The sequence below is a fragment of the Microcystis sp. M169S2 genome, assembly GCF_020245865.1.
GTDB classification, from domain to species: domain Bacteria; phylum Cyanobacteriota; class Cyanobacteriia; order Cyanobacteriales; family Microcystaceae; genus Microcystis; species Microcystis ichthyoblabe_A.
In genome coordinates this window covers 1-20,971 of sequence record NZ_JADBUB010000139.1, presented here as the reverse complement: position 1 = coordinate 20,971, position 20,971 = coordinate 1, and the positions used below count along the sequence as shown (strand labels likewise).

The 20,971-nt window shown below is 40.8% G+C and carries 23 protein-coding genes; 16 read left to right on the top strand and 7 right to left on the bottom strand.

What is annotated here, in order from left to right; all coding sequences use genetic code 11:
• The coding region (locus tag IM485_RS23030; RefSeq protein ID WP_502882187.1) for an IS1634 family transposase N-terminal domain-related protein at positions 1–172 on the bottom strand (172 nt) is incomplete at its 3' end.
• Between the two features lie 297 nt (positions 173–469).
• Here IM485_RS23030 and IM485_RS14365 point away from each other — a divergent pair.
• The 3 genes from IM485_RS14365 to IM485_RS14355 all read left to right on the top strand — a co-directional run bounded on the left by IM485_RS14365 (position 470) and on the right by IM485_RS14355 (position 1,326).
• Positions 470–736, top strand: a complete 267-nt coding sequence (locus tag IM485_RS14365; RefSeq protein WP_104398051.1) for a hypothetical protein — start codon at positions 470–472, stop codon at positions 734–736.
• Positions 737–849: 113 nt separating this feature from the next.
• A complete protein-coding gene (locus tag IM485_RS14360) occupies positions 850–1,065 on the top strand; it encodes a hypothetical protein (protein ID WP_002760368.1) in 216 nt (71 codons plus the stop codon).
• Positions 1,066–1,326 (top strand): type II toxin-antitoxin system RelE family toxin, encoded by a 261-nt coding sequence (locus tag IM485_RS14355; RefSeq protein ID WP_287743923.1) that lies wholly within the window; start codon positions 1,066–1,068, stop codon positions 1,324–1,326.
• Positions 1,327–1,384: 58 nt separating this feature from the next.
• Here IM485_RS14355 and IM485_RS14350 read toward each other — a convergent pair whose 3' ends face one another.
• Positions 1,385–1,699, bottom strand: a complete 315-nt coding sequence (locus IM485_RS14350) for a DUF433 domain-containing protein (RefSeq protein WP_104398049.1) — start codon at positions 1,697–1,699, stop codon at positions 1,385–1,387.
• Positions 1,700–2,028: 329 nt separating this feature from the next.
• On the opposite strand from IM485_RS14350, the gene larE reads away from it, so the two are divergent.
• The 5 genes from larE to IM485_RS14325 all read left to right on the top strand — a co-directional run bounded on the left by larE (position 2,029) and on the right by IM485_RS14325 (position 7,947).
• Positions 2,029–2,838, top strand: coding sequence for an ATP-dependent sacrificial sulfur transferase LarE (larE, locus tag IM485_RS14345; protein ID WP_104398048.1), 810 nt, complete (start codon positions 2,029–2,031; stop codon positions 2,836–2,838).
• A 347-nt stretch (positions 2,839–3,185) separates the two neighbouring features.
• Complete coding sequence (locus tag IM485_RS14340; RefSeq protein WP_104398047.1) at positions 3,186–4,196, top strand: permease; 1,011 nt, start codon at positions 3,186–3,188, stop codon at positions 4,194–4,196.
• A 24-nt stretch (positions 4,197–4,220) separates the two neighbouring features.
• Positions 4,221–5,012 carry a TIGR03943 family putative permease subunit gene (locus tag IM485_RS14335; protein ID WP_287743919.1) on the top strand — a complete coding sequence of 264 codons (792 nt, stop codon included), beginning with the start codon at positions 4,221–4,223 and terminating at the stop codon, positions 5,010–5,012.
• A gap of 49 nt (positions 5,013–5,061) precedes the next feature.
• Complete coding sequence (locus IM485_RS14330; protein WP_287743916.1) at positions 5,062–6,540, top strand: Ig-like domain-containing domain; 1,479 nt, start codon at positions 5,062–5,064, stop codon at positions 6,538–6,540.
• Between the two features lie 30 nt (positions 6,541–6,570).
• Positions 6,571–7,947, top strand: a complete 1,377-nt coding sequence (locus IM485_RS14325; RefSeq protein WP_287743913.1) for an aldehyde dehydrogenase — start codon at positions 6,571–6,573, stop codon at positions 7,945–7,947.
• Positions 7,948–7,958: 11 nt separating this feature from the next.
• Here the strand turns inward: IM485_RS14325 and IM485_RS14320 are convergent, their stop codons facing one another.
• The 3 genes from IM485_RS14320 to IM485_RS14310 all read right to left on the bottom strand — a co-directional run bounded on the left by IM485_RS14320 (position 7,959) and on the right by IM485_RS14310 (position 10,308).
• Positions 7,959–9,368 (bottom strand): isochorismate synthase, encoded by a 1,410-nt coding sequence (locus IM485_RS14320; protein WP_287743911.1) that lies wholly within the window; start codon positions 9,366–9,368, stop codon positions 7,959–7,961.
• A 236-nt stretch (positions 9,369–9,604) separates the two neighbouring features.
• The gene (locus tag IM485_RS14315) at positions 9,605–10,009 is read right to left on the bottom strand and encodes an NIL domain-containing protein (protein WP_002739790.1); all 405 of its coding nucleotides are present in this window, start codon (positions 10,007–10,009) and stop codon (positions 9,605–9,607) included.
• Between the two features lie 32 nt (positions 10,010–10,041).
• Positions 10,042–10,308 carry a ssr2422 family thylakoid membrane protein gene (locus IM485_RS14310; RefSeq protein WP_104398043.1) on the bottom strand — a complete coding sequence of 89 codons (267 nt, stop codon included), beginning with the start codon at positions 10,306–10,308 and terminating at the stop codon, positions 10,042–10,044.
• Positions 10,309–10,411: 103 nt separating this feature from the next.
• Here IM485_RS14310 and IM485_RS14305 point away from each other — a divergent pair, with 103 nt between their 5' ends.
• The 3 genes from IM485_RS14305 (at position 10,412) to IM485_RS14295 (ending at position 13,312) form a co-directional block, all read left to right on the top strand.
• Entirely contained in the window at positions 10,412–10,963 is a 552-nt protein-coding gene (locus IM485_RS14305; protein ID WP_104398042.1) for a thioredoxin family protein, read from the top strand.
• 110 nt (positions 10,964–11,073) lie between these two features.
• Positions 11,074–11,427, top strand: coding sequence for a hypothetical protein (locus tag IM485_RS14300; protein WP_104398041.1), 354 nt, complete (start codon positions 11,074–11,076; stop codon positions 11,425–11,427).
• Positions 11,396–13,312 carry a hypothetical protein gene (locus IM485_RS14295; protein ID WP_104398040.1) on the top strand — a complete coding sequence of 639 codons (1,917 nt, stop codon included), beginning with the start codon at positions 11,396–11,398 and terminating at the stop codon, positions 13,310–13,312. The genes IM485_RS14300 and IM485_RS14295 overlap by 32 nt, the downstream gene beginning before the upstream one ends.
• A 135-nt stretch (positions 13,313–13,447) precedes the next feature.
• Here the strand turns inward: IM485_RS14295 and ftsH are convergent, their stop codons facing one another.
• Positions 13,448–15,412, bottom strand: a complete 1,965-nt coding sequence (ftsH, locus tag IM485_RS14290; protein WP_287743907.1) for an ATP-dependent zinc metalloprotease FtsH — start codon at positions 15,410–15,412, stop codon at positions 13,448–13,450.
• A 132-nt stretch (positions 15,413–15,544) separates the two neighbouring features.
• Between ftsH and ccsB the strand changes: the two genes are divergently transcribed.
• Positions 15,545–16,531 (top strand): c-type cytochrome biogenesis protein CcsB, encoded by a 987-nt coding sequence (ccsB, locus tag IM485_RS14285; protein ID WP_002739901.1) that lies wholly within the window; start codon positions 15,545–15,547, stop codon positions 16,529–16,531.
• 5 nt (positions 16,532–16,536) lie between these two features.
• Here the strand turns inward: ccsB and IM485_RS14280 are convergent, their stop codons facing one another.
• Positions 16,537–16,662 carry a hypothetical protein gene (locus tag IM485_RS14280; RefSeq protein ID WP_287743904.1) on the bottom strand — a complete coding sequence of 42 codons (126 nt, stop codon included), beginning with the start codon at positions 16,660–16,662 and terminating at the stop codon, positions 16,537–16,539.
• 12 nt (positions 16,663–16,674) lie between these two features.
• Here IM485_RS14280 and IM485_RS14275 point away from each other — a divergent pair, with 12 nt between their 5' ends.
• The 4 genes from IM485_RS14275 to IM485_RS14260 form a co-directional block, all read left to right on the top strand.
• Positions 16,675–17,568 carry an aspartoacylase gene (locus IM485_RS14275; protein WP_104398038.1) on the top strand — a complete coding sequence of 298 codons (894 nt, stop codon included), beginning with the start codon at positions 16,675–16,677 and terminating at the stop codon, positions 17,566–17,568.
• A gap of 55 nt (positions 17,569–17,623) precedes the next feature.
• Positions 17,624–18,946 carry a serine/threonine protein kinase gene (locus IM485_RS14270; RefSeq protein ID WP_104398037.1) on the top strand — a complete coding sequence of 441 codons (1,323 nt, stop codon included), beginning with the start codon at positions 17,624–17,626 and terminating at the stop codon, positions 18,944–18,946.
• A gap of 241 nt (positions 18,947–19,187) precedes the next feature.
• Positions 19,188–20,432 carry an ATP-binding protein gene (locus IM485_RS14265; protein ID WP_104398036.1) on the top strand — a complete coding sequence of 415 codons (1,245 nt, stop codon included), beginning with the start codon at positions 19,188–19,190 and terminating at the stop codon, positions 20,430–20,432.
• 46 nt (positions 20,433–20,478) lie between these two features.
• Positions 20,479–20,971, top strand: a 493-nt coding sequence (locus IM485_RS14260; protein ID WP_287743900.1) for a Uma2 family endonuclease, incomplete at its 3' end; no start/stop codon positions are given.

The following is a 20,971-nucleotide window of genomic DNA, read 5'->3' as shown; positions in this document are numbered from 1 at the left end:
TCATGGACAGTGTTGCTCCTTTAAGAGCCAGTTTCAGATTGTCGATAATATCATCGGGTAATTTTGAGAGATTGGCAAGGGTTCTTTTTTTGACTTGATCTCCTTCTCGATAGGACTCTCGAAGAAGAACAGCGGGGGGGGGAATTACGGTAGAGAATTCTTGTCCATTAATAAATGTTACAAATTACATGGGTACACTAAGAAGAGTTAAGAGGTATATCCATTGATGGATAAAGGTTTCGGCTATTATGGTATATATGTATGGGGGAAGTTCAGGTATAGTGAGTTTAATCGCTGTTGGTGCGTTGGGTGCCGCTTCCCTTCGTCGTCGGGGATAAATTATCCTTGGTAGGGGCAACTACAGAGGGTTTGCCCCGAAATTGGTTAAATATTATCAATATTCTTTTACATTCCCTCGGCAATTTGTTAAGGTGATAAGGTGAAATAGGAATAACAATCAATAGAGCCAATGACTCCCCAATTAATGATTCAACTTTCGTCTTTAATGAGAGAAGGGGGTGAACTCCGCGAATTTGGTAACATTTATTTATTCAGGTTTACTTCAGAGCTACAATCTCGTTTTGAGCAGTTATTAGCTAAGAAGAAAACTGACAGTCTCTCTGTTGACGAAGAAGCGGAGTATGCTGGACTTTCTGAACTAGAGCGCGTTTTTACGCTTATTAACGCCCAACTTGCCACCAAAAGTCAATGGTGTCCCTATCAACTCGAAGAATAGTCCGACAACGAGCCAAATATCTGTGAATATTGTCATTCTCCAGAATACTTGAGTCCAGACCTTTTTACCCTTGACCACATATTGCCAAAGTCCTTTTTTTAATTAGAGAAAATATGCAGATAAAAGACATGACTCCCCAAGAGTTACAAAGTTTAATCCGTAATACAGTAGATGATACTCTAGATGAATACTTTGGTGATCCGGATGAGGGAAAACAAGTTAAAGAATCTTTTAAAGAAAAGTTATTAGAAATCCAACAAAAAAGACTACAAGGAAGAGCGACTATTCCTGCAGCTGAGGTGGATAAAAGATATGGGATAGAACCTTAAATGAGCTATTCTGTTACTTTTGAACCGGAGTCGATAACTGATTTAGATTTGATCACCGATTTTATCAGACTGAGGATTCTTAATAAAATTGAATGGTTAGCCATCAACTTTGAACAGATAACCCCCCTTCCTCTTACAAGAGAATGGTCAGGGTTTTATAAATTAAGAGTAGGAGATTATCGGGTTATTTATGAATTTGATCGAGAGAGTAGGATAATTATTATTGTTAGAGTAGGTCATAGAAGTGAAGTTTATGACTAAATACTTACTAAAATAATGGGATCAGCAATAAGCTAAGATACATTTTAAACGCCTATTCTTACTTTATTGCCTGTGCTTTAAGTCGGGTAACAAAGGGAGAATCTCCAGCTTTTTCTCGAATTTTTTGGGCAAATTCTAAATCAGCTTGGATAGCTTGATCTAATTCCTCTCTATGTTCCCAATAGTAAGCTAATGCTGAGTGAATTTGACTCATACTTAAATCACGATGGTTAATGTGAATTTCTCCAGGAGTCCAACCGTAAGCTATTTGTGCCATAACTAGATCAATCACTTTTAGGGTAGAACCCGCAATTATTGGTACTCCCCGATGATCAATTGCAATATGTTTATAGTCTGTGAGATTTGTTGTCATGTAGAGAGGGTGAAGCTAAAACACATTTATAATTATAGCGTTTCTGATTCACAAGAGGTACATTCCCGATCCTGAACAGCTTAATCAGCAAAGGTTTAAGTGTGCTGCACAGATGCGAGAACCGCTATATACTAAGTACCTAGGCCAAATTAATTACACATATCTAACCACCTCTTACCTCTTGCATGAGTGCCTATCTTGACTAGGAAATTTATTTTGCACTACTACTTACCTAATTGCCGCAAATTCTTGGGACAAGTGGCTTAAGCTATTTGTCTATACCCAATATAAAAAACGGTCTCCCTAAACCAGTTGCCAAAATCGCCGCCATGGACAGTCAATTACTCGATAAACTCGGACAATTACAAAACCTCTTAAAAACCAGCGAAAAAGCTCTGATTGCCTATTCTGGGGGCGTGGATAGCACCCTAGTGGCAAAAGTGGCCTATGATCTGCTAGGGAGTCAAGCATTGGCAATTACGGCGGTTTCCCCTTCCCTACTGCCGGAAGAATTGGAAGAAGCGATCGCTCAGGCCAATTATATCGGTATTCGGCACGAATTGGTGGAAACCGAGGAAATGAATAACCCCAATTACACCAGTAATCCCGTTAATCGCTGTTATTTCTGCAAAAGTGAGCTACACGACACCCTTAAACCCCTCGCTCTCGCTCGTGGTTATTCCTACGTCATCGATGGCGTTAATGCTGATGATTTAAGGGATTATCGTCCCGGGATTCAAGCAGCTAGGGAACGCGGCGCTCGTTCACCTTTGGCGGAAATTGCTATCACAAAAAGCGAAGTTCGTCAACTATCTCGTTACTTAAATTTACCTTGGTGGGATAAACCGGCGCAACCCTGTTTAAGTTCCCGTTTTCCCTACGGGGAGGAAATTAGCCTGGAGAAATTGCAAAGAGTCGGACGGGCGGAGATTTATCTGCGAAAATTAGGTTATCGTCAATTACGGGTGCGATCGAGCGGCGATACGGCACGGATTGAATTACCGGCAGCAGAAATTCCCGACTTTATTAATCGGACAAATTTAAGCGAATTAGTCGCTGATCTGCAAAAATTAGGCTTTATCTATGTCACCCTCGATCTAGAAGGTTATCAAAGCGGCAAGCTTAATCGAGTCCTCTAGTTCAGTGATCAGTGATCAGTAAACAGTAATCAGTGGACTGAAAACTCAAATCTGCTCTAACAGTTATCTTAATGGTGAGGTACGAAGTTTTCCTTTTGGGGAGTCGGTCGTCGGTGGTCAATACCAAATTGGGTTATACTTCATCTTGGCGAGAAAGGCTGTAACGGATAACGGATAACGGACAACTGGTCACTGATAACTGATAACCGGTCACTGATAACTGATAACCGGTCACTCGATCGGATATATTAAAAAAATGTTAAAAAGCCGGGGAGCGGACTGATGAACCTTTGTCTAGGGTCCCTAAGTCTTTACCCTTAAACCTCTAATTGCCAAGGCGAGGATAGATGAGTCAACTACAAAATGCCTTTACCCTATTCCTGAGCCTGTTGGTGGAAGCGATGCCTTTCTTACTGCTAGGGGTGATTCTCTCTAGTATTCTTTTAATATTTGTCGATGAACGTCGCCTAGTTGCCTTGATGCCTCGAAATGCTATTTTAGGAGCATTTGTGGGGGGATGTATTGGGTTTTTGTTTCCCGTCTGCGAGTGTGGCAATGTACCCGTGGCGCGACGTTTACTTGTGCAAGGAATGCCGAATGCAGTAGCGGTTAGTTTTCTCTTAGCAGCGCCGACAATTAACCCGATTGTTATCTGGTCCACTTGGGTAGCTTTTCGCGATCAACCGGAAATTGTTTTCTATCGAGTTATCTTTTCTTTGTTCATCGCTACGGTTATCGGGATTATCTTTAGTATCCAAAAAGATCCGCGACCACTCCTCCAAACCTCTTTGGCAAAAAGTCTCAATTGGCAACCGCAAACACCGGAAAAAGAATCTATCCCACTACTACTACAATCCGGGTCTTTTCTGATCGGTAATTCTGGCAAAACTTTGCGCTTAGACGAAAGTTTTGCCGCTACTGCTGTCCTACCGGCAGTGCAAGCAATCCCGATGAAAAGGCGCTGGTTAACTTTTCTGGAAAACGTGGTGATGGAATTACGCGAATTAGGAGGAGTGTTAATCTTAGGAAGTGCTATAGCGGCCGGTTTACAGGTGTTTGTTCCCCGGGAATTTGTGCTTAATTTGGGTCAGGATCCGATTACTTCGATCTTGGCCATGATGCTGTTAGCGGTCATTGTTTCGATTTGTTCCACGGTTGATTCTTTTTTTGCCCTCTCCTTTGCCTCTAGTTTTACCAGTAGTTCCCTGCTGGCTTTTTTAGTGTTTGGTCCGATGATTGACCTGAAAGGGATTGGTTTAATGTTGTCTATTTTTAAACCGAGAATGTTAATTTATCTCTTTGCTTTAGCAGCGCAAATGACTTTTTTACTCACCTTGGCTCACAGTTATTTATTTTAGGTCAGTACCTGGATAGTTTTTCCCATGAATTCATCACGTCTAAAAATAATCGCCCCCCAATTTATCGATATTATTGCCCTAATCGGTTGGGGTTCGTTACTATTTAAATACTGGATAACTGGACAATTAAATTTACTGATACATCCTAATTATTTTATTCTGGTTCTCATCACCAGTATGGCTTTATTTGCCCTTGGAATAGTCAAGCTTTGGACATTATTAAAACAGTGGCAAAAAAAGATTAATTTAGATAGTAACGATAATCGATCGCATATTACCATTCTTCCCCAACATTTTGGCTCAGGTTTATTAGTAATAACTGCCCTTTTAGGCCTATTTATCGCCCCGCAGCCCCTCAGTAGTCAAATCGCATTACAGAGGGGAATTAGTGAATCTTTACCCCTAACTCGCGTGCAAACTCAATCCTTTGGCACTACCGTTAAACCGGAGGAAAAAAGTTTAATTGAATGGGTAAGAACTTTGAATGCTTACCCCGAACCTGATGCCTACACAGGACAACCGGTAAAAGTCACAGGTTTTGTGGTACAATTACCCCAACTACCCGATAATTATTTATTAATTAGTCGCTTTATTCTTACCTGTTGTGCCGTGGATGCTTATCCCGTTGGTTTACCAGTGAAACTATCAGGAAGTCGCAGTCAATATCCCAATGATACTTGGTTAGAAATCACCGGAGAAATGGCCACGGAATCTTTACCCGTAGAGGGAGGAAAATCAACCACCAGAAGACAATTAGTAATTAAGGCCAAATCCGTGAAACCTATACCCACTCCTGCGGATCCCTACGGATATTAACAGTTAACAGTTATCGGTGAGCAGTTGTTTTTACTAACCATCTACTATAATGATCAAGACCTTACAATTACAACCGATTGATAAATTAGCAATAACATTAATTGTATCGCTAACCTTAGTAATTGGTGGCTTAATTTGGTTTGGTAATAGCTGTGGTAATCAATGTCTTTTACAAACCGGTCCAAGAGTCAAGGAATTTAGCTGGGAAAATCGAGAAATTGGAGCGGAAGATCAAGCATTTATTATCACTTTTGATCGCCCCATGGATCATGCTAGTGTAGAAAAAAATCTAGTTATCGATCCTGCGCTGCCGGGGAAGTTTAGTTGGGCCGGAAGACGATTAGCTTATACCCTCACTTCTCCCATTCCCTACGGAGAAAAATATCATCTGCAAATTGAAGGTGCGCGAGAACAATTTCGCAGCGGTAATCGATTAGGACAAACCCTGGCAATTTTTGAAAGAGAATTTAAAAGTCGGGATCGTGCTTTTGCCTATATTGGCACTAATGGAGAAGAACAGGGAAGATTAATTTTTTATAACTTGACCGAGGAGAAAAAAACCCTCTTAACCCCCGCAGATTTGACCGTTATGGCTTTTGAATTTTACCCTGATGGTAAAAAAATTCTCTTTTCGGCCGTGGCGAAAAATCAGGGTATAGAGGGAATTCGTGAACTGCAGCTTTACCAAGTTGATAGCAGTCAATCGCCGGCAAAAATTGAGTTAGTGCTAGACAATAAAGATTATCAAAATAATCATTTTGATTTAGCTAAAGATGGGGAAACCATTGTCGTTCAGAGAATTGAGCGCCGCAATCCGATTAACTTCGATTTATGGGCAGTTAAATCGGGGGAAAAACCCCAACAATTAAACATCCAAGGCGGGGAATTTTTGATTGCACCTGATAGTAAAACTTTAGCTGTCACCCAGGGGGAAGGAATCGCCCTTTTGCCTTTAAAAACCGAAACAAAACCCCTGGATTTTTTACCAAAATTTGGGCGAATTTTGAATTTTTCTGCTGATGGTACGGCCGCAGCAATGGTTAATTTTAATACTGATAATGCCAAAATGCGTTATATTCGATCACTTTTTTATGTCAATAATCAAGGATTACAAAAACGCTTACTCAATCTACAAGGTTCGATTATAGATTGTCAATTTAATGCCACTGGTAGTGATTTGTATTGTTTGTTAACTGAGTTAGTTACTAACAGTCAAGAGTACAAAGAAAAACCCTATTTTGCTAAAATAGATGTGAAGACTGGTCAAGTGACTCCCCTACTGGAATTAGCCGATTATCGTGATATTCACATTAGTTTATCTCCCGATAGTTTAGCGATTATTTTTGATCAACTTCGCACCAGTTATGATACCAATCCGACTAATCCCTTGACTACTGACTCAGGAGAAACAATTATCAGTGGTCGTTTGTGGATGTTAATTCCTCCCCTACAAGATGGAGTGAAAGCAAGTAAATCTGATTTAATTGAATTACCTCTAGCGGGAATTCGTCCCCAGTGGATGCCGTAGAATTTGATTATTAACTTAGGAATTATTTCGATGCTGTCAAACTCAGAAAAATTAGCCAAATTGCGTCAGTATTTTGTTAGTGGTGCCACTCTTTCCTATCAATTCCGTCGTCAGCAGTTAGAGAAGTTAAAACAGGCAATTATTAAATATGAAGCGGAGATATATCAAGCTTTATATAGGGATTTAAAGAAAAGTCCCGAAGATTGTTGGATTACTGAAAATGGCTTCCTTCTGGGGGAAATTAATACCGCTTTAAAAAATTTGCGCTCATGGATGCAACCCAAACCTGTTAAAACTAATCTTTTAAATTTTCCCTCCTCCAGTCAAATTATTCAGGAACCTTTAGGAGTGGTTTTAATTATTGCTGCTTGGAATTATCCCCTCCAATTGTTATTAGTGCCTTTAGTTGGTGCTATTGCTGCCGGTAACTGTGCGGTATTAAAACCGAGTGAATTTGCCTCAGCGACGGAAAAATTAGTAGTTAAAATAATTGAAGAAATATTCCCTGAAGAATATGTGTTAATTGTACCCGGAGATGGTGCGGAAGTAATTCCGAATATGTTAGACAGTTTCACCTTTGATCATATATTTTTTACTGGCAGTACAAGGGTAGGAAAAATTATTTATCAACTAGCAGCAGAAAAGTTAATTCCTGTTACTCTAGAATTAGGGGGAAAAAGTCCCTGTGTTATCGAAGCTGATGCTAATATTTCCGTGGCAACCCGTCGCATTGCCGTGACAAAATTCTCTAATTGTGGTCAAATGTGTATCGCAGCTGATTATGTTTTGGTACACCAATCCCAGCAGGAGAATTTGATCAGAGAATTAGCTAATACTATTGTTAATTTTTTCGGTGAAGATGCCAGATTAAGTGCTGATTATGGTAAGATAATTAATGAGAAACAATTTGATCGTCTGATTGACTTTCTCCAAGATGGTGAGATTGTTTTTGGCGGCAAAACTGATCGAGAAAATTTATATATTCAACCAACTTTATTAATTAACGTTTCCCTCGATGCTCCTATTATGCAAGGGGAAATATTCGGACCAATTTTACCGATCATTGCCTTTAGCACTTTTGAGGAAGCTTTAGCAATTATTGCTAAAAACCCTAACCCTCTAGCTTTTTATCTGTTTACTACCAAGGCAAAAACCGAAAAGAAATGGTTAGAATCAGTTCAGTTTGGGGGAGGTTGTATTAACAACAATAGTTTTCATTTTACTAATCCTAGTTTACCCTTTGGTGGTCGAGGAAATAGCGGTATTGGTAGCTATCATGGTCGTTTTTCCTTTGAGAATTTTAGTCACCAAAAAGCGATTATGAAAACACCTCTTTGGTTCAATCCCGCTTTAAAATATCCGCCTTTTAAGGGTAAATTAAACTTATTTAAGTTATTAGTTCGGTAAAAAGCTACAGTTTAAGTTAAAGCTTTTAAGAGAGCTTGAAATTTAAGCTGAATTTCTGCTAGTTCTTTTTCCGGATCGGAACCGGCAACAATACCCGCACCGGCGTATAATCGCGCTCGATCGCCTTCAATTAAGGCCGAACGAATACCAACAATAAACTCACTATTATTTTGACAATCGATCCAACCCAAAGGAGCGGCATAAAGAGAGCGATCGAAGGTTTCATAATGACGAATTTGTGCTAGGGCGATCTCCGTGGGAACCCCAGCAACAGCAGGAGTGGGGTGTAGTTGGGCAACAATTTCGAGGGGATGGATGGAGGGTTTTAGTTTGGCATGGATAGGAGTCCAGAGATGTTGAATATTGGAGAGTTTTAACAATCTAGAGGGAGAATTTTGCGGATTTAAGCCAATTTGTCGCAGTTTTTGGTTAATAAAGTCACTAACAGCCCGATGTTCCCGTTGTTCTTTTTCACTAGCGAGGAGTTTATTGGCTAAAAGAGCATCTTCGATGGCATTTTCTCCCCGGGGGGCGGATCCCGCTAAAGCATCGGTGATTAATTGCCCCTGATGGACAGTTAACAAGCGTTCGGGACTAGCGCCAATAAAATGATCTCCCCGTCCATTGCCGAGGGAAAAAGTGTAGCAATCGGGATGACGCTGACGCAAATTATCGAGACAGTTTACCAGATGAAAAGGTCGGGGAGAAATCACGTCAAGAGCGTGAGCGAGGACAATTTTGCTAAATTTTTGAGCTTGGATAGATTGGAGGGCATCGGCAACAGCCGCTTGAAAATTATAGGTAGGATGAATATAATAACTACAGGGATCCCAGTGGGGAGTTTGTCGGCAATTGCTCGAGTTATTTTGGATAATTTTGAGGTTGTTGATAGTTTCTTCGAGGGAGTTTTCTATTTCTTTTTCGCTGGTGATTAGGAGATTGGTCAGGAAAAAATATTCCGACTGTTTTTTGATAATTTGAAACTTAGGCAGGGTTAGGGTAGCTGAGGGAAAGGGGGTAGCTGTTGCCGAGTCGAAAAAAGTGAAACTACAAAAGATGCGAGGTGTAATCTCGCTATAATTATCAATTTTAATAATTCTTTGTTGACAGTTTTCAATAAATTTTTGAGCTTTTAAAAAACGTTGTTTGCCGTGGAAAGTGGCAGTAAAGGCGATGCCGTAGCCGAGAAAAGCGGTTTCTTGTTCGGGATTTTCCCAATAACAATGGGTGGGATAGCTAGGGGCAATCCGAGAGAGAATTTCTAGGGGATCAAGGGGGGAAATTTTTTGACAAAAACTGACGATCGACCGATTTCCCTTTTCTGCGGCTAACAGTTGCGGGTTGAGGATAAAGTCATAGAGGCCGCGAAGATCAGCAATCGGACTATCAGGATAAGAAAGGCGAGGAACGGCAGAAGTCATGTCAAGTTTTTTGTATTTTTTGCAAAAAAAACCATGATTAATGGTATGTAATCCCCACAGGTGTGGCCAGAGTCAACGATCTCTTTTTAACTATGGTATCGGAGAAAGGGTCTTTAGGCAGAAAGGGAGCGGGATATTTGTGACGATTAACCACTTTGGCAACAAATCAAGGCTTAAAATCTCCAGAGATGGCTATTATTTAAATGGGTAAAAAAATTAATTTAATAACTTCTATTTTACAAGTTTGTGGAAATTGCAACCACGGGACAAGTGGGGATACATTGTTCACAAACCACACAACGGGAACGCAAAAACTTAAGACGAAAACTTTCGGGATCAAGGGTTAAAGCTTCCGTGGGACAAACCCCCGTACATAAGCCACAATCGACGCATTTTTCTTCATCAATGACGATTTCGCGACTAACTTGGGAAACGCCAATATTTTGTAATTGTAACCATTCGATCGCCGCTTCTAACTCATCGATATCTCCCGATAATTCTAATACTAATGTTCCCACTTGATTGGGGGCAACTTGGGCGCGGATAATATTAGCGGCGACGTTAAAATCCTTCGCCAGTCGATAGGTAACGGGCATATGGACGGCTTTTTTGGGAAAAGTGAGAGTAACGCGTTTTTTCATGCAGCCTTTCCGATCAAAGAATCTTTTTTTGCTTATTTGCCGAAAACGGCTGGAATTACAATAGTAGCAGTGGCGGCAACGATTAGACCAAAAGCCAAACTAACTACCTGTTGATAAGCTTTTTGGTAGGTATCGATGCTAAGACTAAGTTCACGGATTTGGTTGATCACGTCTCCTAGCTTTTTTTCAATGTTTTGAACGTTACTTTCTAAAGTTTCTAATCGCCCCTCAATTGTATGAACGTCCCCTCCTAGCCTTTTTAGCTGTCCCTCTATTCGATCGAGTCTTTCTTTTGTCATAATTATTACCCATCTCTAACTTAATTGTAACTCAATCGACACCAATACTAAAAGAGCGCAGCAGTCGTTACAATAGGACAAAGTAAACTTTGATTAAATATCCATGACAGCCACCACACCCACCAACAAAACCAGAAATCTGCTGCTGGCAGTAACGGCAGTTATCCTTAGTGTAGCGATTTTCTTGGGGTTTCAAACCACCGCTAGTTCTGTATCTTTGGAAGCGCAAGCGGAAAAAGCGACACCTTTCGATCTTGCCCTCGGCAATGGTAAACCCACCCTGACAGAATTTTATGCTAATTGGTGTACCAGTTGTCAGGCGATGGCCCCTGAAATTGCCGAAATTAAAAAACAATACGGTAATGCCATTAATTTTGTCATGCTCAACGTCGATAATAATAAATGGTTGCCAGAAATTCTCCGTTATCGTGTGGATGGTATTCCCCATTTTGTATTTTTAAATAACCAAGGACAACCGGTTGCCCAAGCGATCGGAGAACAACCAAAATCAATTTTAACTGCTAATTTAGAAGCACTTTTAACTAATTCCACCCTACCCTATGCCACCACTACGGGAGAGACTTCTGATTTTAATATCCTTGTGGGTGCTAGTCAAACCGATCCCCGCAGTCACGGCAGTCAAGTTAAGCAGTAATCAGTTATCAGTAATCAGTTATCAGTTATCAGTGGAAAGCTTAGGGCGGAAAGCTATCATTCAAGAGTCAACTATCCATCAGTACATTTCATTGACTGAATTTTTTAAATATGGCGATTATTGTTCAACATTTGACCACAGGTAACGAATATATATTCCTAGGAGTTAGTGGGGGTGAAAGTAAGAATATTTTACCCACCAAAATGTTAGGAGATTTCTTCGCAACCGAGACTCCAGATAAATCGCGATCGGTGACGGTTTGTGACGATCAAGGCCGGATACTTTGGTTTCCCGTCACAGAAATAATTGTGGTGGAGGTAGATGGTCAAAAACCCGAAGAATTATTACCAGAAATTATCGCTCCTGAACCAATACCTTTACAATTAGATAAAGAGAATCAACCTCAGTCCCTGGAAAATCAAGGAAACATCGATGAATTTGCCGAAGATGACGATTGGATCTAGAATTAAATACCTAATTTTAGCGGGAATAATTGCCCTATTTACTATTGGCTTTAACTCCCTCTATTCGGTTTCTCAAAACTCGATCGCTTCCTTCCCTGTTGCCGAAGTTCAACCCCAATATCTTAACGATTGGACACCAGAATTAGAGGCAGAATTTCAACAAAGGGCAAAGCAAGTTATTAACCATTTTGCTAGGGCAGAAAGTTATGGCAATTTGTGGGGAGAAAACGAGAAAAAATCCTATCCTATGGCCATGTTTGATTTCTTGGCAGGAAACCAGCAAAAAGCCCTAGATTTTCTGCAGCAGGATGACCCACAAACACAAGAACAGGCCCACACTAATTATATAGATTATTATTTTTCTTTTACCCTAAAAGGACAAATTAGAAAATATTTTCTTCTCGGAAAATATCTCGATCCAGTTTATCGTCAGAGAATGTATAATGCGGCGAAAATTTGGACAGAAACTGACCCTTTACAACGACCCCATCCTATTCATGGTAAGGGCAAAGGAACGGGTAATGATTGGAGTATAGAAAGACGGGGTTTATGGGTAGATAGTCGCAATACTGATAACCTGCGGGCGATGCGCGAAACATCGGTTTATCTGATGGCCGAAGAAACAGGAAATGAGGCAACTCGTCAACTCTATAAAAGCAAAATTAAGCGTTATGTTTCGGCTTTGTATAACATCGGTATGGGAGAATGGGATTCAGAAGTTTATCACGGTCATACCTTTGCTCCCTATCTCAATCTCTACGATTTCGCTCAAGATACGGAAGTTAAACAATGGGCAAAAATGGCCTTAGATTGGTTATCCATGGCCGCTAGTGTTAAATATTATCGCGGTGGTTGGGGTGGACCTGTAAAACGCGATTATGGTGGTAGTAATGGGGTAATGCGATCGGGTGCAGCTCGCACTTTTTGGTTATACTTTGGTGATACTCCCGTCGCCAATAATCGCCCAGAATTGGACTCTCTGTATCTAATTACCAGTCGTTATCGTCCTCCTTTAGCAGTGATGGAATTAGCCCGAAAAAACTTTAATAAACCGGTAGAAATTCTCGCCAGTAAACCCCTGTATGAAAACTGGAAACCGGGCAATAATCAAAGTCCAGGTTATTGGGAAACTCAATTTGTTGGGGCTAGTTATCAAATGGGTAGTCTGGCGGGAACTTTTCCCGATGGTGATGTGGCCCCGTTTAAATTAATGGCCTTTAATCAACACAAAGGCGTGGATTTTTTTGTGGCTAACACTGGCAAAAATGGCGTAAAACCGGGCAAAAATCCCGGGGATGAAATCGGACAATATCGCAATCTTTTAATCTGGTTACGACCAGCAGATCAAGCTTTTTTCTGGCAATTACCGAAAACCGCCAAGGTAGAAAAAGATGATAATATCTGGTTTATTCAATTAGAAAAAACTTGGTTAGCCCTAAGATTAATTAATCTTTCTTCTCCTGAAATGATCGAGATTCCTAATTCCCCTTATCCGGATGATAATACCTACCAAGCTTTACCCACAGGTAACAATTATGCGGGTTTTGCTCTGGAAGTGGGGGAAGCGGCAACCCAGGGCAGTTATGAGAATTTCAAGAGCATATTTAAGCAAAAAAGTCAAGTAAATTTAACTCAAATTAAGCAAGGCAGGGTTTTATTTAAAGCCAGTCAAGGGCAGAGTTTACAATTTACCTATAATCAAATCAATCTACTGCCGATGTTAATTCGTAACGGTCAAAAGCACGATTGGTCAAAAAATTTCGCCCTTTATAACAGTTTAAGTCGAGATAACTCTCCTGTTTCTTTGGGATGGAAAAAGGGCAAATTAACCGTCAAAGCAGGGAAATATCAATTTTCTAATGCTTTGATTCTGTCTCCCCCTTAAGTTAAGTACCTAAGCAAAATTAATTATACATATCTAACCACCTCTTGCCTCTTGCCTCTTGCCTTTTGCCTATCTTCACTAGGAAATTAATTTTGCACGACCACTTAGATATTCTGGACTGTTTATGAAGATTGATCAGACCATTTGCGCTTGATTTAAGAATTCTTGCAATTCTTCTCCTTCGATTACTTCCGTGGTCAAAAGATTAGCAGTAATGGACTCTAATAAATTGCGGTTGTGACTAAGAATTGCTAGGGCTTTTTGGTAACTAGCGTCGATAATTTGTTTAACTTCTTCATCGATCGCTTTCGCCGTATTTTCCCCGATCGAACGCCGGGGACTACCCTGATTATTACCTAAAAAATTAGCCTGTCCCGTTTTATCGTAGGCTAGGGGACCCAAGGATTTACTCATACCATAAATTGTCACCATTCTTTCCGCAATATCCGTCGCCCTTTGTAAATCGTCGGAAGCGCCATTAGTAACACTGCCAAGTATTAATTCTTCAGCAGCCCGACCGCCCAATAACATAGTAATTTGTTCTTTAAATTCGGTTTCTGTCATCAAAAAACGGTCTTCCGTGGGAATTTTCAGGGTATAACCCAAAGCGGATAAACCCCGGGGAACGATCGAAATTTTCTCGACGCGACCACCTCCCGGCATGACAGCACCGACTAAAGCATGGCCAACTTCGTGATAAGCGACGATTTTCTTTTCTTTTTCGGATAAAACCCGACTTTTCTTTTCTAAGCCAGCGATAACTCTTTCTATCGCCTCTTTAAAATCAATTTGACTAACTTTTTCCCGATTATTGCGGGCGGCCAAGAGAGCAGCCTCATTGACGAGATTGGCTAAATCGGCACCGGCAAAACCGGGGGTTTGGGTGGCGATCGCTTTGAGGTTAACATCTTCACCCATCTGGACTCGTTGGGCGTATATTTCCAAAATTGCCAATCTTCCCGCTAAATCGGGACGATCCACCAAAACTTGGCGATCAAAGCGCCCCGGACGTAATAAAGCGGCATCAAGAGTCTCTGGGCGATTGGTGGCGGCTAAAACGATGACGACAGCTTCTTTGGGGCTAAAACCGTCCATTTCTGTCAAAAGTTGGTTTAAAGTCTGCTCGCGCTCATCATTGCTGCCGCTAGTTCCCGATCCCGAACTTCTCGATTTACCGATCGCGTCCAATTCATCAATAAAAATGATGCTAGGGGCATTTTTCTTCGCTTGGGCAAACAGATCCCGCACCCGGGCCGCCCCGGTGCCGACAAATAACTCCACGAATTCCGAGGCCGAAATGCTAAAAAAAGTCACTCCCGCTTCTCCCGCGACTGCTTTCGCTAAGAGGGTTTTTCCTGTCCCCGGCGGTCCAACCAAGAGAACACCTTTGGGAATACGCGCCCCGATTTTATTAAAGCGCTCGGCATCCTTGAGAAATTCGACGATTTCCTTTAACTCGGTTTTTGCTTCCTCAGCCCCGGCCACATCACTGAAGGTAATCGGATATTTTTCGCCTTCTCCGTAAACTTTAGCGAGATTTTTGTTAAAAAGCAGCGATTTACGCGTGTCATCGTTGCGATAGAACAGAAACTGCATGGCGGCGACTAAAATTAAGGGAGGAACCACCCAAGCGAGGAGAGTGCTGATCCAACTGTTTTCGGCCACAGGAATCGCCTCGAAGATTACGCCTTTTTGCTGTAATAGTTGGGGTAATTGGGGGTTATCGACTGGAATCGTTGCCAAGACTCGTCCGGGGGCTGGATTACTGCTCGGGTTGCCCGCCAGAGAACTAGAATCACCGTGAAGGGGATTACTTGATTCTGGGGGATTAACGGGGGGATTACCCGGAATAGGCAGGGATTCTAAAGGATTTTTTAATTGATAATAGATAACTTGATTGCCAATTCTGACCTTACTGATGTCGCCCCGTTCCACTTTACTGATAAATTCGCTGTAGGGTTCGAGGGGAATATTGGATAATTCTGAGGGACGAGGGATAAGAAAATAGCCTAAAGCGGCAACACCAGAACAAATGATCAGGATTTTGCCTAACCGAGGCAAACGGGACCAGGAAAATTTATTATCTTCTTGATTAGCCATAATTTTTAGGGTGGGTGAGAGTGAAAATGCAAAGTTTATACTAACAATTCCCTGTCTCGATCGCCTTACCGATGGGATAGGATAGAGGATGGAATACTTGGTAGCGAGCGAGCGACAAACGAGAGAAATCCCATGAATTTAGTTAGCTTAGAGAACTTTCTCGATAACACTTCTTTTTTAGTCCTGTTTTTAACTATGCTGGTTTATTGGGCTGGGGCAGCCTTTCCTAGCATACCTTTGTTGCCGGGCCTGGGCAGCACGGGAGTGGCCATCGCTAACCTCTGTATCGCCGCTTTATTGGGAGCGCGTTGGTTAGAAGCGGGTTATTTCCCCATTAGCAATCTTTACGAATCTTTATTCTTTCTCGCTTGGGGTGTAACTGCGGTTCATTTAATTGCTGAGTACACTAGCCGCAGTCGCCTGGTGGGGGTGGTGACGACTCCTGTAGCCATGGGGATTACCGCTTTTGCCACTTTGTCCTTACCAGGAGAAATGCAAACTTCGGCACCCTTGGTTCCGGCTTTAAAATCGAATTGGTTGATGATGCACGTTAGCGTCATGATGTTAAGTTATGCTGCTTTGATGGTGGGTTCCCTGATGGCGATCGCTTTTCTGATCGTCACGAGAGGTCAAAATATCGAGTTAAAAGGCAGTTCCGTGGGTACGGGAGCCTATCGTCTCCAAAATAAGTTATCTACCACTCTTTCTGCGCCAGTTTTCATGGAAACGGCTAACGGTGGCACAACCGCCCTTTTAACTCCCACCCTAACAGCGATGGCGACTCTTTCGCCCCAACGTCTTAGCTTGGCGGAAACCCTCGATAATATCAGTTATCGGGTCATTGGTCTCGGTTTTCCCCTTCTCACTATCGGTATCATCGCCGGAGCAGTTTGGGCGAATGAAGCTTGGGGTTCCTATTGGAGTTGGGATCCGAAAGAAACTTGGGCGCTAATCACTTGGTTAGTGTTTGCCGCTTATCTCCATGCCCGCATTACCCGAGGATGGCAGGGAAGAAAACCAGCTATTCTAGCAGCGAGTGGTTTTGTTGTGGTTTGGGTATGTTATTTAGGAGTGAATCTTTTAGGTAAAGGTCTTCATTCCTACGGCTGGTTTTTCTAAATCAGTTATAGGTGTGGGGTGTGGGGTGTGGGGAGTTTTCTCAGTGAACTGATAACTGATAACTGATAACTGTCTCCTAACCCCACCAACAAACTTTTTGCCGCAAACCATAAATAATTACAACTTTTCAAAAATTATAAAAAATGATCGATCAGAAAACTACTATTAAAAATCTGGCTTTAATTGCCGGTGTGCATGGCAATGAACTAACTCCCGCCTATCTGGTTAAATACCTGCAAAACTCACCTAATCTTATTGCTCGCAGCAGTTTTCAGTCCCACAGTCTCATCGCTAACCCCTTAGCTCTACAGCAACGAGTTAGATATATCGATACGGATTTAAATCGTTGTTTTAACCAGAAAGATTTAGTTAATCCCGATGGTCAGCAATACGAACAAAAACGAGCCAAAAAAATAGTCAAAGAAATCCGAGAAAAATCCATTGATTTATTAATCGATATTCACAGCACCACATCTAACATGATGCTGGCAATTATTTATTCTAATCCCCATCCTTGGTTATTAAAACTCTTTACCTATCTGACTAAAATTAATCCTGAGGTGCGCTTAATTTATCATCCCGTCAGCGAGGAAGAAAATCATTTTCTGAAAGGAATTTGTCCCCTAGCTTTTACCCTCGAAATCGGTCCGGTTAACCATGGTGTCATCTGTCCCTATCTTTTTCGTCAAACCGAAACACTCATCTATCAAATCCTAGACTATATCGAACAGGAAAATTATCTGGCTAACCATCTCGATACTTTCAGCGAATCCCTAACAGTTTACCAACGTTTAGGCTCGATCGATTATCCTAGGAATGAACAGGGTGAAATTAAAGCCATGTTACATCCTCAGATTCTCCAACGAGATTATCAGGCAATTCAACCCAATCAACCGATTTTTCTAGGATTTGATGGTCAGGAAATTATCTATCGTGGTGAATCTGAATTATATCCTATCTTTGTCGGAGAATCTTCCTATAAAGAAAAAGGAATCGCCCTTTGTTGGACGGCCAAAAAACAAATCGATATTAATTAGTGCCAGACAGTAGTTTTTCTGACAAAAAAACGGTCTAAATAAGGGAAAAGCCACTATGACCTTTACTTCTGATTCTCTTTTAGCTGAACGTTACCAACTGCAACAACGCCTAGGCAATACCGCTATCGGTCGTCAAACTTGGTTAGCTACCGATATATTATCTCAAGAATCGGTAATTATTAAACTCCTCGCTTTTAGTCCCCAGATGGAGTGGGAAGAATTAAAATTATTTGAACGAGAGGCAGCCGTCTTAGCTTCTCTCTATCATCCCCGTATTCCCCGCTATCGCGATTATTTTTCCCTCGATAAAAATCAAGGTGACGGGATTCCTTGGTTTGTACTTGTACAAGACTATATACCGGGAGAATCCCTAAGCGATCGCTTAGAAAGGGGGCAACGTTTCACCGCTACGGTAATTCGGAATATTGCCCAAGAAGTTCTCGAAATTCTCATTTATTTGCATGAATTATCGCCCCCAGTATTACATCGAGATATTAAACCTAGTAATTTAATTATTAACTCGGAAAATAACGTTTATTTAGTGGATTTTGGCGCAGTCCAGTCCAGGGGTGCAGTAACAGGAGTTACTTTTACCGTGGTGGGGACGAGTGGTTATGCACCCCTAGAACAATTTTGGGGCCGAGCAGTTCCGGGTTCTGATTTATATGCCTTGGGTATGACTTTAATTCATTTATTGACGGGAATTGTGCCGATAGAATTGCCCCACCGCGACTCTAAAATTCAATTTCGCCAACTGGTGACAATCGATGATGATTTAATCGATTGGTTAGAAACTATGACCGATATGGCAGTAGAAAAGCGGTTTAAAAGTGCCAGAGAATCTCTGAAATTTCTCCAACATCCCTACCATCGCCAAGCCTCAAGTTTAATCGATCCTAAGAAATTCCCAAAACCTCCCTACAGTTCCATCCGTATTGCTAAACACCGGGATAATTTAGAGATTAATTTACCCCCAAAAATTAAGCTACCTTCCAATGCAGCTACTCTCTGGTCTTTAGCGATTGTCCTTACTGTCAGTATGTTTATTTCCCCGATTCTTACCTTTATTATAGCTCTAATTGGTTTTATTTGTTTGCGTGAGATGCAATTAATTCTTACACCTCAAGAAGTTTTAATTAAATATAAAGTTTTCAATTTTATCTACCAAAAATTTGCCTTCAGAACTCAAGATTTATGGGGTATTTTTCTCCATAGCAACAGTACAGACGGTAACTATCAGATTCGTCTGCGGACGGCTAAAAATTATTATCTTATCGGTCAGAATTTCCGCGAGGATGAATGTCTCTGGTTAGGACAGGAAATCCAAGATTGGTTAAATTTTATCAAATATAACGTTTCTCATCAAGAGGAAGTGTAACCTAACACGGTATTATCAACCGTCTCCCCAAAACGAAAACCTTGTACCTCATCTCAAGAAATCTTGGGAATTAGTCGGTAGGCATTTTACCTTTTTTAACCTTAATCTTGCAGAGATTACCCTATCTTGATAGAATAATAACTGATTTACATTTTCTTGGATACAGGACGGCAATTATTAAATCGGATTAGGAATTACAAAAAATCAGCCATGAAATGTTAGTTATTAGTGGAGAATAAAAATGATATCTGAAATTTACCAAAAAGTCAGCTTGTTAGTTTTGTATCAAGGGGTTTTTGATAATGCTATTGGCCAGGCATTTATTACCCTATTATCTACGGATAATATCGCCGATTTTCTAAAAGCCTATGGTCAATGGTTTCAAGCTTTAGCATCTAAAAATATTAGTTGGAATGATTTTCTAGTCGAACAAATTTTATTAGATGACAATCCCTTTAGTCAACAGGTACAGAAAAAAAGTGTTTGGGAGTTACCCGAATCTTTAATTAATGGTGTGAAACAGGATTTATCTATCCTCCAATCTCTCTATAATTCTAGCATTTATAGCCTCAGCAATTCGACAATTTTTGAACGAATTAAATTTCTCAGTTTCCCCGCTTGGGAAGTGGACAATAAATTAGAAAGTTTTCTACATTCTGGTTTAGATTGGACGGAATTAGTCGAAGATCTAGCTGATTATTATCGCGAATGTGGTACAGGAATTTTTGCCCGTTATCAAGCTTTAAGGTGGCAAGAAAACCGATTACAAGGGATTACTCATCCCGATCCCGTGCAGATTCAAGAAATAGTCGGTTATGAAATGCCCAAGGAAACCTTGATTAAAAACACTGAGTTTTTATTAGCAGGTTATCCCGCTTTAAATGTCCTACTCTATGGCAGTCGTGGTTCGGGAAAATCCTCTCTAGTCAAGGGATTATTGCAAAAATACCATAGTCAAGGATTACGCTTAATTGAAGTGGCCAGATCCCAATTAAAAGACCTACCATTAATTATTGAAATCTTGCGAGATTTACCCCAAAAATTTATTATCTTTGTCGATGATTTATCCTTTGAAGAGGACGATGAAGCTTTTAAAGCTTTAAAGGTTGTTTTAGAGGGAAGCATCACCGCTAGACCGAAAAATGTCGTAGTTTATGCCACTTCTAATCGCCGACATTTAGTCAGAGAATTTTTCGCCGATCGACCACAACCAAAAGATGGGGATGAAGTGCATAATTGGGACACAGTACAAGAAAAATTATCCTTTAGTGATCGCTTTGGTTTAACCCTAACTTTTGAACCCGCTAATCAAGAAAAGTATTTGAAAATAGTGCGTCATTTAGCCAGTGTAGCTAAATTAAAAATTAGCTTAGAAGACCTAGAATTTCGTGCCAAACAATGGGCAACCCAACATAATGGGCGATCGGGAAGAACTGCCAGACAATTTATTGATTTTCTCCAAGGAGAATTAGAATTAAATAGGTAGCATTAATTGTGTTATGATTAAATAAAAGAATATCTAATCTGTAAAAATGTTGACTCAATCTCCTCCCGAAATTCTCAGCTTAGAAGAATATCGCAACCTAGAAACTAGCGCAGAAACTAAACACGAATATCACGACGGGGAAATTATCGAGATGACAGGGGGAAGCATCAATCATAATAGTATTCTCATTAATCTGATTGTTCTGCTAAAATTAGCTTTAAGAGGAACTAATTATCGTCTTCAATCTAGTGATCTACGTCTATGGATCCCCCAATATAATCGCGGTTTATACCCAGATTTAATGATTATTGCCGGGGAACCATTATTTAGTGATAATCGCAACGATGAAATTTTAAATCCCTGCCTAATTATCGAGGTTTTATCCCCTTCCACCTCTAGTTATGATCGGGGTGATAAATTTCGTTATTATCGTTCTATACCCCAATTAAACCAATATCTTCTCGTCAGTCAAGGGGAGATACTAATAGAATCCTATAGCAAAACATCAGAGAATAATTGGTTACTGCAAGAATACACCC

Excerpts from the sequence above, each read along its gene's own strand:
- IM485_RS14320 (WP_287743911.1), bottom strand. The coding sequence starts at position 9,368 with ATGACTTCTGCCGTTCCTCGCCTTTCTTATCCTGATAGTCCGATTGCT.
- IM485_RS14350 (WP_104398049.1), bottom strand. The coding sequence starts at position 1,699 with ATGACAACAAATCTCACAGACTATAAACATATTGCAATTGATCATCGG.
- IM485_RS14340 (WP_104398047.1), top strand. The coding sequence starts at position 3,186 with ATGAGTCAACTACAAAATGCCTTTACCCTATTCCTGAGCCTGTTGGTG.
- IM485_RS14310 (WP_104398043.1), bottom strand. The coding sequence starts at position 10,308 with ATGACAAAAGAAAGACTCGATCGAATAGAGGGACAGCTAAAAAGGCTA.
- IM485_RS14325 (WP_287743913.1), top strand. The coding sequence starts at position 6,571 with ATGCTGTCAAACTCAGAAAAATTAGCCAAATTGCGTCAGTATTTTGTT.
- IM485_RS14360 (WP_002760368.1), top strand. The coding sequence starts at position 850 with ATGCAGATAAAAGACATGACTCCCCAAGAGTTACAAAGTTTAATCCGT.
- IM485_RS14315 (WP_002739790.1), bottom strand. The coding sequence starts at position 10,009 with ATGAAAAAACGCGTTACTCTCACTTTTCCCAAAAAAGCCGTCCATATG.
- ftsH (WP_287743907.1), bottom strand. The coding sequence starts at position 15,412 with ATGGCTAATCAAGAAGATAATAAATTTTCCTGGTCCCGTTTGCCTCGG.
- IM485_RS14275 (WP_104398038.1), top strand. The coding sequence starts at position 16,675 with ATGATCGATCAGAAAACTACTATTAAAAATCTGGCTTTAATTGCCGGT.
- IM485_RS14305 (WP_104398042.1), top strand. The coding sequence starts at position 10,412 with ATGACAGCCACCACACCCACCAACAAAACCAGAAATCTGCTGCTGGCA.
- larE (WP_104398048.1), top strand. The coding sequence starts at position 2,029 with ATGGACAGTCAATTACTCGATAAACTCGGACAATTACAAAACCTCTTA.
- ccsB (WP_002739901.1), top strand. The coding sequence starts at position 15,545 with ATGAATTTAGTTAGCTTAGAGAACTTTCTCGATAACACTTCTTTTTTA.
- IM485_RS14335 (WP_287743919.1), top strand. The coding sequence starts at position 4,221 with ATGAATTCATCACGTCTAAAAATAATCGCCCCCCAATTTATCGATATT.
- IM485_RS14300 (WP_104398041.1), top strand. The coding sequence starts at position 11,074 with ATGGCGATTATTGTTCAACATTTGACCACAGGTAACGAATATATATTC.
- IM485_RS14295 (WP_104398040.1), top strand. The coding sequence starts at position 11,396 with ATGAATTTGCCGAAGATGACGATTGGATCTAGAATTAAATACCTAATT.
- IM485_RS14365 (WP_104398051.1), top strand. The coding sequence starts at position 470 with ATGACTCCCCAATTAATGATTCAACTTTCGTCTTTAATGAGAGAAGGG.
- IM485_RS14270 (WP_104398037.1), top strand. The coding sequence starts at position 17,624 with ATGACCTTTACTTCTGATTCTCTTTTAGCTGAACGTTACCAACTGCAA.
- IM485_RS14265 (WP_104398036.1), top strand. The coding sequence starts at position 19,188 with ATGATATCTGAAATTTACCAAAAAGTCAGCTTGTTAGTTTTGTATCAA.
- IM485_RS14330 (WP_287743916.1), top strand. The coding sequence starts at position 5,062 with ATGATCAAGACCTTACAATTACAACCGATTGATAAATTAGCAATAACA.
- IM485_RS14355 (WP_287743923.1), top strand. The coding sequence starts at position 1,066 with ATGAGCTATTCTGTTACTTTTGAACCGGAGTCGATAACTGATTTAGAT.